A 12,824-nucleotide genomic window follows, 5' to 3' on the forward strand; every position below is an offset into this window, starting at 1 on the left:
GGACTTGGGTCATGGTTCTATCATAACTTCCGCATTCCTCCCGACACTGACCCTACGGGTACAGTGCGGGGCTCCTGCGATTTCTAGCTGAAGATTTGTCTGAACCAGGTGGCTGGACAAGAGGGTCCAGCTTTCGGGGTATGCTGTGAGAGCGCTGGGCTGGGTATCCCGGCCAGCTTTTTCCTCTGGGCCCTTCTCTACTGGATAACGCCTCCAATGCCCCTTGCTACTGCGCAACGCTGTCGCGAACAGGATTCTGTACCGTTGGCTTTGTTGAGTGTATCCGACAAAACCGGACTGATCCCGCTGGCCCAGTCCCTCGTGCAAGAGCATGGCTTTCAACTGCTCAGCAGTGGGGGAACCGCCAAGGCGCTCTCAGAAGCTGGGATCCCGGTCACCCCTGTCTCTGCCCACACTGGCGCGCCGGAAATCTTGGGGGGAAGGGTGAAGACGCTGCACCCCCGCATCCACGGCGGCATTTTGGCCCGCCTGGAATGCAGCGAAGACCGGGCAGACCTAGAGGCGCTGGGGATCCCTCCCATCCAACTGGTGGTGGTCAACTTCTACCCTTTTGAACAGACAGTGGCCCAGGCAGGAGTGTCTCTGGAGGAAGCTTTTGAGCAAATTGATATCGGCGGGCCCACTTTGGCGCGGGCGGCAGCCAAAAATTATCCCTACGTTACGGTGCTGACGGATCCCAGCCAGTACCCCCAGTATTTGCAACTGCTCTCCGGGGCCTATGGGGAAACAGAGCGGCTGGCGTTTCGCTTCCAGTGTGCTCGTCGGGCCTTTGAGCAGGTGCTGGCCTACGACCGCGCCATCGTCACCTACCTGGCTCGCCTGGAGCTAGCAGGTCCCTCCCAGTCCTCCGCAGCTGCCGCTGAAGACAGGTTTCAACTGCAAGGGATCCTGTGGCAACGCCTGCGCTACGGGGAAAATCCCCATCAAGCTGCCACTTGGTATGTGACGGATCCGGCTGCCCCCGGCTGGCACCGGGCTAAGCAGTTGCAGGGGAAGGAGCTGAGCTACAACAACCTGCTGGATCTGGAGGCGGCCCGTGCCCTGGCGGCAGAGTTAACCTTGTTACTCCGCAATGCTGATGCGACGCGGCCCACTGACGGGAAGGGCTCTGTGTCTTCTGGCTCTGCTCGGAGGGAGTTCTTGCAACCTGAACAAGCGGTGGCGGTGGTGCTTAAGCACAACAACCCCTGCGGGGTGGCCATTCGCCCATCGCCGGCTGCCGCCCTCGAGGCTGCCCTGGCTGCTGATCCAGTTTCGGCCTTTGGGGGCATCGTCGCCCTCAACCAACCCTTGGACGCAGAGACCGCCCGACGGCTGGTGGAGCCTTTTTTGGAGTGTGTGGTGGCTCCCGATTGCACTCCAGAAGCGGCTGAGCTACTGTCAGTCAAAAAGAACTTGCGGGTCTTGATCTTGCCGGACTTGTGTGTGGGGCCTGCCCAAACAATCCGCACCCTGGCCGGGGGCTTTCTGGTGCAAGACGCCGATTCACCTGTTGCTCTGCAACGCTGTCGCGACCAGGAACCGACGCAAACCGACAGCCCCCCTTCTTGGCAAGTGGTCACCCAGCGCCAGCCCACACCGGAGGAGTGGGCGGATCTGGAATTTGCCTGGATAGTCTGCAAACATGTGAAATCCAACGCCATTGTCGTCGCCAAGCAGAGGCAGACGCTCGGCGTCGGAGCCGGACAAATGAATCGGGTGGGAGCAGCGGAGATCGCTCTCCAGCAGGCGGGATCCCAAGCAGCAGGAGCTGTTTTGGCCAGCGATGGCTTCTTCCCCTTTGCCGACAGCGTGGAGATGGCTGCCCAAGCAGGGATCCGCGCCATCATCCAGCCGGGGGGGAGCATCCGCGATGCCGATTCCATTGCTGCTGCCAACGCTGCCGGTATTGCCATGGTTTGCACCGGCATACGTCACTTTCTGCACTGAGCCCGCCTTTCTGCTCAAGAGAGAAATCTTCCCAAGAGAGACAAAGAGTAGGGAGTATCCTCAACTTTAGGGCAACCCCCAGGCTCTGGCCCGCTCTGCCAGCCAGCCCTCAGCCCGCAAATTCTCCAGTTCTCGGCGCACCCGCAGCCGCAATTCGGCGTGCTGCAGCCCCTTGGGCATGGCAATGCCCAGCCCCACCGTTGCCAAGGGGGATCCCAGAAATTGAAACTGTGGCTCCGCAGCGCTTTCGCGACGGGGATGCTCTGCTAGCCACCCTGCCAGCACCGAGCGATCTGCTGCCCACCCCTGCACCGCCCCTTTCAGGAGCAGTTCCGCCCCTTCTCGGTAGGAATCGACAGGCACCAACTCCACCCCTGGCAGGTATCGATTCAGCAGGGGAATGGCGCTGGAACCGCGCAAGACTGCAACGCGACCGCCCCGCAAGTCCGACCAGCTTTCCCAGTTGTGGGAACGAGCCACAACCAAGCTGGGGCCATCCTGATAGTAAGCAGAAGTGAACTCCACCTGGCGCGCCCGATCCGGGGTAATGCCGATCTGAGCAATGGCCAAATCCACCTGGCCGTCAGCCAGCACCTGCAGCCGCTCTACATTCGAGACCGGCACCAACTCCACGGCCTCTGCCGAGCCCAACAGCCGGGATCCCAGCTCACAAGCCAGCTCGATCTCAAACCCCTGCAGATCCCCTTGGGGAGTGCGAAACCCCAGCGGCCTCAAGTTGTCTTTTACGGCAACGCGCAGCCGTCCAGAATCCACAATCTCCGGCCAAGGACGAGCCACAGTAGGGATCCCTCTCCCCAGGCAGGCGAGGGCCAGAATGGCTGCCAGGAAGGACTTCTGGATAGCCGTCGGAACCTCCTCAGGAGGCGCGAGACTGGCGCGCTGCCTCCACCACCTGGGTAAAGGCCTCTGGATCCAGGAAAGCCAAGCGGGCCAACATTTTGCGGTTGAGCTGGATATTGGCTTTTTTGAGACCATCGATGAACTCGTGGTAACGCAGGCCCTGGGCACGGGTGGCCGCGTTGATGCGGGTAATCCATAGGCGACGAAAATCCCGCTTCTTGCGGCGGCGATCCCGGTAGGCGCTGCGCAAAGCCTTCATCACCTGCTGGTTGGCGGTGCGGAACAGCTTTGAACCAGCTCCCCGAAAGCCTTTGGCCAGCTTGAGGATCTTTTTGCGGCGCTTGCGGGCGACATTGCCCCGTTTGACTCTCATGGCAGTAACTCAATAGGAACTTGAACAAACTCAAACTGAAGGGTAGAAGCACTCCGTCCTGCTAACGGGATCGGAACTGCTGTCGCCAATGCCAGCCCCTGAAATCTTCTTGCCGGCGCGAGCGGGATCCCGGCTAGTGGGTGTTGGGCAACATCAGGCGCACATTGACCACATCCCGCTTGTCCACCAGGGCCACACCGGCCAATTTGCGTTTGCGCTTGCTGGTTTTGTGCTCCAGCAAGTGGTTGTGCCCGGCCCTGCGACGCATAAACTTGCCGCTGCCGGTCAGGCGGAAGCGCTTGGCTGCTGCCTTGCGGGTTTTGATTTTGGGCATGATGACAACCCCAGAATATGCGGGGCCAGAGCTAAAGGTCACAGCTTTCTAGGATAAGCCATAGAAGAACAAGAGGGCAAATGCCAAGGTTCGTCCCGCTGAGGCAAGGGAAAGGGGTCGAGAAACTCTCAGGAGACTGAGTTTTGAGGCTCCAGCAGCAGCACTTGCCAGCGCAGCAAGCGTTGCAGTTGCTCAAAGCTCAGGGGGCACTCTAGGCCAGCCTGGATCTCTTGGACGGTGCGGATCCCGTCCACCTGTTGGAGAAAGGCGAAGGCTTCTTCGCTCAGGGAGATGGCTTCGTAGGCGTAGTTGAAAATGCTCCGCCCCGGCCACAGGCCCAGACAGGGGCTAAGGTGGGCAATGGCCGATGCTACACTTTCCGGGCTTGTCCATTCCCAGCGGCGGATGGGGGGCTTGCCGAGAAACAGCTCGTAGTGGGCTACCACCGGATCCAGCAGCTCGATCAGGCGATAGCGTTCCGGTTCCGGCAGCTGAGCCGCCCGAGCCAGCAGGGCCTCGTCCTGGCCCAACACCCGTTCCAGCCGCCAAAACTCCGGGTTGGAAAAGCGCAGAAACTGCAGTCCGGAAGCCCGGATTAATTCAAACAGAGTCTCGATGGTGTAGTCCACTTCCTGGGGGTGCAGGTACATATCGGCGAAGCATTCGTCGTCCACGTTCTCGATGGCCCAGCGGGCCCGTTCTTGCTGCTGGATGCGGTTGGTTTCCGGCAAGATCTCGAAAAGGCGGCGGCCCACCTGGAGACCCCTCTGCAATTGCTCCGCCGAGGCAAGGGTCTGGTGTTCAGAACCCGTTACCAGCAGGCGGATGGCCTTTTGCATGAGGCGGATTTCGTGGCGGCCCAGCTCGCCGTATACAAACAGGTGCAGGATCCCGCCGGGAGCCAATTTGCCGGCCAAAGCCTGCAGCCCCGCTAGCGGATCGGGCAGGTGGTGGAGCACGCCCACGCAGTTGATGAAGTCAAACTGCCCCGGCAGCTGGTCGATGTCGTAGACGTTGAGCTGGCGAAACTGCACCGGCGGTGCCTGGGAAGCCCGACAACGGGCCTCGGCAATCTCCAGGGCGCGGCTGCTCAGATCAAAGGCCCAAATTTCTGCGTTGGGGTTTTGGTGGGCAATGTATTCTGTTCCCACTCCCGAGCCACAGCCCGCATCCAGAATGCGCACCTTGCGCCGACCCGGATGGGATCCCGTACAAAAGGCATGGGCCTGGGGCCAACTCCAGCGCCAATTCCACCCTGGCGGGGGAACAGTGCCGATGGGCTGCGGGGGGAAGGGGTAGAGCTCGTAGAGCTGCCGCACTTGGTTGAGGATTTGTTCGGCGCTGGGGGAGTTGGGCTGCATGGACTATCTGTTGGCTGGCTCGGTTACCAGCAAGACTATAGTGACAATATCCCTCCTAAAGCTCCTGCTGGGCCCACTGTCATGAAAGTGCTCCGCACCGCTAGCGCGAACGCTTCTGCTCATCCTCTACAGACCGGCCTCACCTTCGACTGGATCAGGCTGACGGCTGAGCTCAAAAAGATTCTGGATCCCCAGCGGGTGATCAGCAAGCCGGAGGAGCTGCTGGTTTACGAATGCGATGGGCTGGTCAGCTACCGGCAAAGGCCGGCGCTGGTGGTGCTGCCCCGCACAACAGAAGAGGTAGCGCAGGTGGTGAAGCTGTGCAGCCGCTACCAGGTGCCCTTCGTGGCGCGGGGATCCGGTACGGGCCTCTCAGGGGGAGCCCTGCCGGTGGAAAATAGCGTCGTCATTGCCACCACCCTGATGAAGCAGATCCTGGAAATCGACCTGGACAACCGCTGCATGGTGGTGCAGCCGGGGGTTATTAACACTTGGATTACCCAGGCCGTGGCCGCCCAAGGCTACTTTTATGCGCCGGATCCCTCTAGCCAGTCGGTTTGCTCCATCGGCGGCAATGTGGCGGAGAACTCCGGCGGTGTCCACTGCCTCAAATACGGGGTGACGGCCAACCACATTCTCGGCCTGACGGTGGTGCTGCCGGATGGGGAGGTGGTGCGCTGGGGGGGTAAGCTCCCGGAGATGCCCGGCTACGATTGGGTGGGCCTGTTTGTGGGATCCGAGGGCACCCTGGGCATTGCCACCGAGATTACCCTGCGCTTGGTCAAGGCCCCGGCTCAGGTTCAGGTTTTGCTGGCGGATTTTGACAGCGTAGAAGCGGCGGGAGCCACCGTCTCCGACATCATTGCTGCCGGGATCATCCCCGCCGGCCTGGAGATTATGGACAACTTCAGCATCAATGCCGTGGAGGATGTGGTGCAGTTGGGCTACTATCCGCGGGATGCGGCGGCCATTTTGTTGGTGGAGGTGGATGGGCTGGAACTGGAGGTGGAAGAAGCCAGCCAACAGGTGAGGGCGCTGTGCTTCAAAAATGGGGCGCGACAGGTGCAAGTCGCATCCGACCCAGAAGAGCGGGCGCGGGTGTGGAAAGGGCGTAAGGCAGCGTTTGCGGCCATGGGCAAGCTCAGCCCCAACTACTATGTCCAGGATGGGGTGATCCCCCGCAGCCGACTAGCCTTTGTCTTGAAGGAAATCGAGCGCCTCAGCCGCGAGTACGGCTATCCGGTGGCCAATGTGTTTCACGCCGGCGATGGCAATCTGCATCCCCTGATCCTCTACGACGAGTCAGTGCCGGGATCCCTGGAACAGGTGGAGAAACTGGGGGGCGAAATCCTCAAGCTCTGCGTGCGCCTGGGGGGCAGCATCTCCGGCGAACATGGCATCGGGGCAGACAAACGCTGCTACATGCCGGAAATGTTTACGCCTGCGGATCTGGAGAGCATGCAATGGGTGCGGCAGGTGTTCGACCCCCAGCACATCGCCAACCCCGGCAAGATCTTTCCCACCCCCCGCACCTGCGGTGAGTCAGCCCACGCCCACAGCCAACCAGAATGGCAAGGGATCCCAGTCTTTTGATTTTGAAAGTTTGAAGGTGCTCCGAACCGCTGGCGTGATGGGAATAGCCCTCAGGCTGGGATCAGCCGGCTTGGCGTTGCTGCTGCAGCTCGGCAAAGGCTCGACAGAAGTCTTCCTGTTGGATGACCAGGGTTTTGGCATCCACCGTCTCGGAAGTGGCGCGGTGGCGGCGGATGGCGGCAATGGCGGCGCGGTTGCTGAGCAGGGCCAGGTCGGCACCACTCCAACCTTCGGTCTGCTCGGCCCACCCCTGTAAGTCCACATCAGGCCCCAGGGGACGCTTGCGGTTGTGAACGGCCAAAATTTCCCGTCGCCCGCTGCGATCCGGCAGCTCCACGCTCAGGTGCAGCTCCAACCTGCCGGCCCGGGTGAGGGCGGGATCCAAACTGGCTTTGCGGTTGGTGGCGGCCACCACCAACACCCCCTGGCTGGGGCGGATCCCGTCCAGCTCTGCCAGCAGCTGCCCCAGAACGCGGTCGCTGACCCCACTATCCCCGGAGTAGCTTCCCCGCGCCGGGGCGAGGGTGTCGATCTCGTCGATGAAGATGACACAGGGGGCACATTGGCGGGCGCGGGCAAAAAGTTCCCGTACCGCCTGCTCGGAGGATCCCACCCATTTGCTCAAGAGCTCCGGGCCGGAGACGGCAATGAAGTTAGCCTTGGCCTGGGAAGCGATGGCTTTGGCCAACAGGGTTTTGCCAGTGCCAGGGGGGCCGCTGAGGAGGATGCCCTTGGGCGCTTGGGCCTGAGCCTGCTCGTACAACTCAGGGTGCAGCAGGGATCCCTCGATGGCCTCTTGCAAAATCTGCTTGGCGTGCTCCAGGCCGCCAATTTGATCCCAGCTCACCTGCGGGGATTCAATCTCCACCGAGCGCAGCACCGCCGGCTTCACCTGTTGCAGAGCCTGTTGAAAATCCGCTGCGGTTACCGTCAGGGACTCGGGGATGGGGGATCCCAAATCGGGCACCTGCCGCCGCAAAGCCGCATAGGCTGCTGCCTGGCACAGGCCCCGCAGATCTGCCCCCACAAAGCCCAGCGTCTGATCCGCCAGGCTGTCCAGATCCACATCCTCCGCCAAGGGCATGCCGCGGGTGTGGATGGCCAGGATCTCCCGCCGCCCCTCCCGGTCCGGCACCTTGAAGATCACCTCCCGATCAAAGCGCCCCGGTCGCCGCAGAGCCGGATCCAGAGCCTCGGGCCGGTTGGTGGCTGCCAGCACCACGATCCCCTTTTGGGCCACAAACCCGTCCATCAGCCCCAGCATCTGGGCCACCAGGCGTTTTTCCACCTCCCCCTCGACAGTGGCGCGGTTGGGCACTAGGGCATCGATTTCGTCAATAAACACCAGACAGGGAGCCGATTTGGCTGCCTTTTCAAACAGTTGCCGCAGGCGCGCCTCCGCCTCGCCGTAGTACTTGCCGATCAGCTCCGGGCCGACAATGGCGATGTAGTTCACCCCCAGGCTCTCGGCCAGGGCGCGGGCCGTCAGGGTTTTGCCGGTGCCGGGGGGGCCTACCAACAACACGCCGCGGGGCGGATCCAACCCCAGCTTGGCCAGCAGATCGGGCCGCTTGAGGGGGATCTCCACCATCTCCCGCAGCGCTTGGAGCTGTTCCCTCAGTCCCCCCACATCCTTGAGGCGTGGCCCAGCCCAAGACTCTGGGCGGTCGGCAGAAGTTGCTGGCGGGTCGGGCACAGCGGCCTTGGACGGTTCCTGGAAGCGAACCGCAGACATCACTTGGGGCTCGCTGCTCCAGGGGGGATCCCCCGTTTGGGCAGGGCTGCGGCGGCGGGGGATGGAGCCGGAAGGAGGAATAGAACTGCCCAGAGGACGGGCCTGGATGCGGACTTCGGTTCGCAGCTCTCCACTTTGCTTTTTCTCGTCCAGCTTCTGAGCCAGCTCGATCAACTGCTCAATGCCCTGTACAAAGTCACTTAAATTGGCCATAGCCGGGATTTTCCATCCACACAAGTTATCTGCAAATTGACCCGCCAGAGGTGCTAACTCATCCCCTGCCTGGCCAGCTCAGGTGAGGAGAGTTCCACGGCTAGATGCTCAGTATGATACCCTTCACTGCGGCTGCCGTCGGCGTTGGGCAAGGAGAATCTGCTCTCGGATCCAGCCCAGCCAGGGCTCCAGCCCGTCACCCGTCTTGGCAGAAAGACAAAAAATCGGCACAGAAGGGTTGATCTCGCGGATATTGGCCTGGATCCGATCCAAATCCACCTCCAACACAGGAACCAGATCCACTTTGGTGATCAGCAGACAATCCGCCTCTCGAAACATGATTGGGTACTTGAGAGGCTTGTCTTCCCCTTCTGTGACGCTGAGCAGTGCTACCTTGGCGTGTTCCCCCACCTCAAACTCCGCCGGGCAGACCAAGTTGCCGACATTTTCCACCAGCAGCAAATCCAGTTGTTGGGGATCCAGCAGTGCTTCCAATTGCTGCAAGCCCCCGGCCACCATGGCCGCATCCAAATGACAGGCCCGCCCCGTGTTGATGGCAATCACCGGGATCCCGTAGCGACGCAACCGCTCCGCGTCCAGTTGGGTCGTCATGTCTCCCTCGATCACCGCCAGGCGCAGCGAGCCGGCAAGAGCGACCACGGTTTTCTCCAGCAAAGACGTCTTACCCGCCCCCGGCGCGCTCATGAGGTTCAGACAGGTTACTCCCCAGGCATCAAAATGCTCCCGGTTGTGGTCGGCCTGGTGTTGATTGGCGTGGAGCAGGTTAATCCCCAGATCCAAGACTTGGTGCATGGCACAACCCGTGTTGCGGTTGAGGAGAAAACGCTCTAGCTGCGGAAAGAGCTGGATTCGGCCACCGTAGGGGTGGGAGAAGGGCCGACGGAGAGTTTACGCACCTCGGAGCAGAAAGAAGCCATGCTGAAGCCACCGAACCGCTTGACAGTGCTGGCCCGCAGGCGCAAGTTGGGGCTGGCAAACCAAATGCGCTCTTCCGACTCAGTCATCTCATACTGGGTGTAAAGGGTAAGGGCGCCATCGGATCCCATGACATAGGTACCGGCCACCGGTACTTTCTCAGCGTAGCCCTGATCCCGCAGCAACTGCCCGCGCATGGGATCGGTCTCATCGGGGATAGGTACCAGCACCACGTCTCCCTTGTACTCTTCGTTGTCCCACTCCTGCTCGCCATCCCACCGCACCCGCGCTGCTCCCACAGCTCGTCGGGGATCCACCCTGAACAACTCGCAAACCCGGATGACTGCTGGATCGGTTGCCGCAAGGGTGGCAATTTGTAGCCGCGACCTCCCACCCTCAGAGCGGCGAAAAGCCAAGTGATGGCTGGTGCGTTGGCACATCCACTCCCCAGCACTGAGGGCGAAAAACTCCATTACGGTCATCATGGCCGACGCGGATCCTCATCGATGGAACAGGGTTTGCCGATCTTAGCTTGCAGAGCAACTCAACGATTTAGCTAACGGTGGTGCGGGGGCAATCAGTCCTGCGCTCTACCGGCAGGGTAAGCACCGGGATACAGGGATCCCCACCATACCCCTGAGCGAAATCTGTAGCAAAACCTACTTATGCTGGTGTAACCTACAAGCACCGGATTGATCCAGATGCCTCCCAACAAGCCGCTCGCGTCAGCGGGACGGAGGCCTTGCTGTTGGCGTGGCTGGAGATTGGCCGGGACGTATACAACTACACCTTGCCGGAAATCAACGAGTGGATAGCATCTTGCTCTTGGCCGGTGGACAGGGGTTCCTGGGTGCAGGAGTCCATCCTGTCTGCCGATGCACCGTTCCCTGGGATTAGACTTGTTTTGCGAGCTGGCAGTAGCCAGGGAGGCTGGGGAAGGGAAACTGCCTGTTCAGTCGGTCTGTCGGGGGTTGTAGACCCAGACAAGTGGCGTGGGGCAGGAATGCCCGACCGCGAGGTAAGGACTCCGTCCTGCTGACGGGAAGGGTGGCCCGCGCTCTGTCCACAGGACGAGCGCCGGGAGGATGTCACCATACTCCCCTGCCCAAAGGCAGAGGATTCTGGCTCTTGGTTCCAAGACAGCACTTGCCGTATCGGGTTGCCCCTTTACGACAGCGGTGCCCATCTCCCCAAGCGGGGCAGTTCCCTTCTGCCCTAAGTACCGTTGAAGAGAAAGGGCAAAACCTATTTAGGTTGCTTGCGTAGTCGCCGGACTACCGGGTTTTTTAAGTGGTTGACTACTCTACTACTGGTCTAGAGTACAGCACAAAAGCTGCCGTGAACGGCAGGGCTTTAGACCCAATTCTTTGGTAAAACAATTGCCAATAAAATGCCAATAAAAGGCTACCCGCTTGCTCGCCTTGCAGGGGCCAACTCAAGCGCTAGACCAAGAGAGCCAAGGTTTTTTTAACTCAGCACAGGTGTCTTTGGGGCAAGGGATCCATCCGACAAGCGCCAACCGACTGCCAGTTGTTTCTAACTGACGGCCACGGGCGACTTAGCAGCAGCAGCAGCGCGATTTTCCTCTTCCTCAGGAGGGACAACGGCAAACTCGATGTGATTGAGCAGGGTGGTCACGAAGGCGAAGAGCAGGAAAGGCAGGGAGATCACCAAAATCAGAGCAATGGTGAGAAAAGCGTAGAGGGGGCTATTCATCAGGGAGAGGGCAGCGGCCAAGCTGGCAAAGATGACAATCAGCCAAACGATGATCTGGCCGTAGATATCTCCAAAGGAGAGGGTACAGGTGAAGCGGTAGCGGGTGTGAGTGTTCATGGCAGTTCCTCTGGATAGCCTGGATGGTTCGATCCTAAGGACAGATCAAGCCCCATCCTGAGAAATATGTCGAGATTTTAGACGAGAGACGAGGAGATGCCTCTCTTTGCTAAGAAATATCTCAAGAATCGGCTGAGAAAGAGGGGATCCGCCGTCTGGAAGGAGGCAGGATGCTACCCTCAAGATTGGGAACCGTTTCTTGCAGGCAGCAGCCATGTGTATTTGTATTCACTGCTACTACGTGGATCGCTGTACCACCTACCATGCCGTGGAAGCGCAGCATCAGCAACCTCATCTCACACTGACGCCGGATTTTGAGCCGCAGGGCCCCCAGATCAATGTCAATATCCGCAATGGGGGCACCGAGATGGAATGGGATGTGGTGGGCTGCCAGAGCTTTCGCGAGGAACGGAACAAATGGGCGCGACTTCGTCCCTATGAGGCGGTTCCCACGTAAGATCCAAGAGCGGCCTGGATTTCCAGGGAGTTTCTTGCCCGGCCAGGTTAGAACTCTTCAGTTTGGCAGTTCGGCTCTCCCAGTCTGAGAGGTTTGATGGGGGCGGGAGAGGTTTTTGTCGAGTTTCGAGAGATTGGAAGACTATGATGCTGGCCTCAAGCCCTACAGCGCTGCCAGTGGATGCCCGTCAACAGGTGAGCCAATTCATGCAGCGCCTACAAGATGACATCTGTGCCCGTCTGGAGGCCCTAGACGGAAAAGCCAAGTTTCGGGAAGACCGTTGGGAACGCCCTGGAGGAGGGGGCGGGCGCTCGCGGGTCATTCAGCAGGGAGACGTGTTTGAGCAGGGGGGAGTCAATTTTTCCGAGGTGTTCGGATCCCATCTGCCCCCTTCGATTCTGAAACAGCGTCCAGAAGCGGCAGGGCATCCTTTCTACGCCACAGGCACCTCTATGGTGTTGCATCCTCGCAACCCCTATGTGCCGACGGTACACCTGAACTATCGCTATTTCGAGGCGGGGCCGGTTTGGTGGTTTGGGGGCGGGATGGATCTCACCCCCTATTACCTGTTTGAGGAGGATGCGGCCCATTTTCACCGCACCCTCAAGGCAGCCTGTGACCGCTTGGATCCCGTCTACTACCCAGTTTTCAAGATCTGGTGCGATCGCTACTTTTTCCTACCTCATCGCGGCGAGGCGCGCGGCGTTGGCGGCATTTTCTTCGACTATCAGGATGAACGCCCTGGGCTGCTCTATCGGCCTGAAGGCCAGGCGGAAGGGGATCCCGAACAACTGGCTTCTGAGCCACCATCGTTACAGGTGCGGGTGGGATCCCGCAGTTGGGAACATCTTTTCGAGTTGGTGCAAACCTGTGGCGACGCCTTCTTGCCGGCCTATGTGCCGATTGTGGAGCGGCGGCAGGGGATGGAATGGGGGGAGAGAGAACGGCAATTCCAGCTCTATCGTCGCGGGCGCTACGTGGAGTTCAACTTGGTCTACGACCGGGGCACGATCTTCGGGCTACAGACCCAAGGCCGCACCGAATCGATCTTGATGTCTTTGCCCCCCTTGGTGCGCTGGGAATATGGCTACGAGCCCCAGCCGGACACGTGGGAAGCTAAGCTCTACCAGGTGCTCCGCCAGCCCCAGGATTGGGCGTAGGCCGGCCATACCTTGTCT

Annotated in this window: 12 protein-coding genes; 4 read left to right on the forward strand and 8 right to left on the reverse strand. The window is 60.3% G+C overall.

Translation table 11 applies throughout. The annotated features are described in order from the left end of the window. Positions 1-216: 216 nt before the first annotated feature. Positions 217-1,950 (forward strand): bifunctional phosphoribosylaminoimidazolecarboxamide formyltransferase/IMP cyclohydrolase, encoded by a 1,734-nt coding sequence (gene purH / locus ACVWZG_RS02630; RefSeq protein WP_457405163.1) that lies wholly within the window; start codon positions 217-219, stop codon positions 1,948-1,950. 66 nt (positions 1,951-2,016) lie between these two features. On the opposite strand, the gene ACVWZG_RS02635 is transcribed toward purH, so the two are convergent. The 4 genes from ACVWZG_RS02635 to ACVWZG_RS02650 all read right to left on the reverse strand — a co-directional run bounded on the left by ACVWZG_RS02635 (position 2,017) and on the right by ACVWZG_RS02650 (position 4,879). Then, entirely contained in the window at positions 2,017-2,748 is a 732-nt protein-coding gene (locus ACVWZG_RS02635) for a transporter substrate-binding domain-containing protein (protein ID WP_414399948.1), read from the reverse strand. Between the two features lie 79 nt (positions 2,749-2,827). Continuing rightward, positions 2,828-3,184: a 50S ribosomal protein L20 gene (rplT, locus tag ACVWZG_RS02640; protein ID WP_011434388.1), complete on the reverse strand. Its 357-nt coding sequence runs from the start codon at positions 3,182-3,184 to the stop codon at positions 2,828-2,830. Between the two features lie 133 nt (positions 3,185-3,317). Next, complete coding sequence (gene rpmI / locus ACVWZG_RS02645) at positions 3,318-3,518, reverse strand: 50S ribosomal protein L35 (protein WP_011434387.1); 201 nt, start codon at positions 3,516-3,518, stop codon at positions 3,318-3,320. Between the two features lie 128 nt (positions 3,519-3,646). Continuing rightward, on the reverse strand, positions 3,647-4,879 hold the full coding sequence (locus ACVWZG_RS02650; protein WP_457394884.1) for a class I SAM-dependent methyltransferase: 1,233 nt from the start codon (positions 4,877-4,879) through the stop codon (positions 3,647-3,649). Positions 4,880-4,960: 81 nt separating this feature from the next. On the opposite strand from ACVWZG_RS02650, the gene glcD reads away from it, so the two are divergent. Beyond that, the gene (gene glcD, locus ACVWZG_RS02655) at positions 4,961-6,472 is read left to right on the forward strand and encodes a glycolate oxidase subunit GlcD (RefSeq protein WP_457394887.1); all 1,512 of its coding nucleotides are present in this window, start codon (positions 4,961-4,963) and stop codon (positions 6,470-6,472) included. Between the two features lie 61 nt (positions 6,473-6,533). Here glcD and ACVWZG_RS02660 read toward each other — a convergent pair whose 3' ends face one another. The 4 genes from ACVWZG_RS02660 to ACVWZG_RS02675 form a co-directional block, all read right to left on the reverse strand. After that, positions 6,534-8,420 (reverse strand): AAA family ATPase, encoded by a 1,887-nt coding sequence (locus ACVWZG_RS02660; protein ID WP_011434384.1) that lies wholly within the window; start codon positions 8,418-8,420, stop codon positions 6,534-6,536. 123 nt (positions 8,421-8,543) lie between these two features. Further along, positions 8,544-9,233: a hydrogenase nickel incorporation protein HypB gene (hypB, locus tag ACVWZG_RS02665; RefSeq protein ID WP_457405162.1), complete on the reverse strand. Its 690-nt coding sequence runs from the start codon at positions 9,231-9,233 to the stop codon at positions 8,544-8,546. A gap of 35 nt (positions 9,234-9,268) precedes the next feature. After that, positions 9,269-9,838 carry a phycobiliprotein lyase gene (locus tag ACVWZG_RS02670; RefSeq protein ID WP_011434381.1) on the reverse strand — a complete coding sequence of 190 codons (570 nt, stop codon included), beginning with the start codon at positions 9,836-9,838 and terminating at the stop codon, positions 9,269-9,271. A 1,054-nt stretch (positions 9,839-10,892) separates the two neighbouring features. Next, positions 10,893-11,189, reverse strand: coding sequence for a hypothetical protein (locus tag ACVWZG_RS02675; RefSeq protein ID WP_011434379.1), 297 nt, complete (start codon positions 11,187-11,189; stop codon positions 10,893-10,895). Between the two features lie 214 nt (positions 11,190-11,403). On the opposite strand from ACVWZG_RS02675, the gene ACVWZG_RS02680 reads away from it, so the two are divergent. Together ACVWZG_RS02680 and hemF are read left to right on the forward strand one after the other, a co-directional pair. Continuing rightward, positions 11,404-11,646, forward strand: a complete 243-nt coding sequence (locus tag ACVWZG_RS02680; RefSeq protein WP_011434378.1) for a Ycf34 family protein — start codon at positions 11,404-11,406, stop codon at positions 11,644-11,646. 146 nt (positions 11,647-11,792) lie between these two features. Further along, on the forward strand, positions 11,793-12,806 hold the full coding sequence (hemF, locus tag ACVWZG_RS02685) for an oxygen-dependent coproporphyrinogen oxidase (protein WP_414422156.1): 1,014 nt from the start codon (positions 11,793-11,795) through the stop codon (positions 12,804-12,806). Positions 12,807-12,824 lie beyond the last annotated feature (18 nt).

The sequence above is a fragment of the Thermostichus sp. OS-CIW-33 genome, assembly GCF_054059615.1.